The sequence below is a fragment of the Pseudaeromonas pectinilytica genome, assembly GCF_054780855.1.
The window spans coordinates 1-1,071 of record NZ_BAAGVN010000205.1 but is presented as its reverse complement, the minus strand read 5'-3'; the positions used below and the strand labels follow the sequence as shown (position 1 = coordinate 1,071).

General features: G+C 57.8%; 1 protein-coding gene. It reads right to left on the bottom strand.

The window, feature by feature from the left end; translation table 11 throughout:
- Positions 1 to 93: 93 nt before the first annotated feature.
- Positions 94 to 1,071, bottom strand: a 978-nt coding sequence (locus tag ACYVG7_RS10255) for an ABC transporter permease (protein ID WP_460883022.1), incomplete at its 5' end; no start/stop codon positions are given.

Below are 1,071 nucleotides of genomic sequence, written 5' to 3'. Positions count from 1 at the left end.
TGCATATTCACGTCTTTCAAGGCAAAGACAGCGGTGTCACCATCGCCATACCGCTTGCTCAAACTTTCGATGTGGATGCCTTTGCCACTCATCTCAACCTCCAATGGCTTCGGCCGGATCGACCTTGAGTGCCATGCGAATGGCGACGATGCTGGCCAGCACGCAAATCACTAGCACGGCAAAAAAACCGGTCACGGAATCCATTGGCGTGAGCAGCACATATTTGGGGAACAGGGGGGCTGAGAAAGTGGCGGTGATCTTGCCGACCACGAAGCCAATCACCCCCAAGGCGAGCGCCTGCTGCATGATCATCGCGGCGATAGTTCGGTTGCGTGTGCCGATGAGCTTCAATACCGCGATCTCGCGGATTTTGTCCATCGTCAGCGAGTAGATGATGAAAGCGACGATGGCCGCGCTAACGATGGCCAGAATCACCAAGAACATGCCTATCTGTTTGGCCGACGTGGCGATCAACTTGCCGACGAGGATGTCTTCCATCTGTGCCCGAGTGTAGACCGTCAATCGCTTCCAGCGTCGGATGGATTCGGCAACCCTGTCCGGCGCATGACCAGGTTTTAGAGTGACCAGCACTGCATTGACGAACGCGTTGGTGCTCTGTGAAGCAATCACGGCATCCAGCAAACCAGGAACACCGGGTCTATTGAAGGCCGGGTTGGCTTCGGTGCGACGCCGGCTTTGCCAAATGGCGTCGTTATCCTTGAGGAACTGAGCCTCTTGGGCATCCTTGAGCGGAATGAATACCATCGGGTCGCCGCTGGAAGACACCATGCGCCGAGTCAGCCCAACGACGGTGTAATGATTACGGCGAATGACAAGACGATCTCCCAGTTTGAAGCCGGTGGCGATGTCGGCCACTGCCTCGTAGTGACCGCGCGTGATCTGGCGTCCAGCGACGAGATAAGGAGGCCATCCAGGTGTAGCCCCCAACGCGCCGGGCGCGATGCCGACCACCATGGTGCGTACATCTCTCTCGCCCTTGCGTACCTGCATGGTCAGGTAGGTCACGTTCGCTGCCTGGGCGACTCCCGGCATGGCGAGGATGGCGCGATA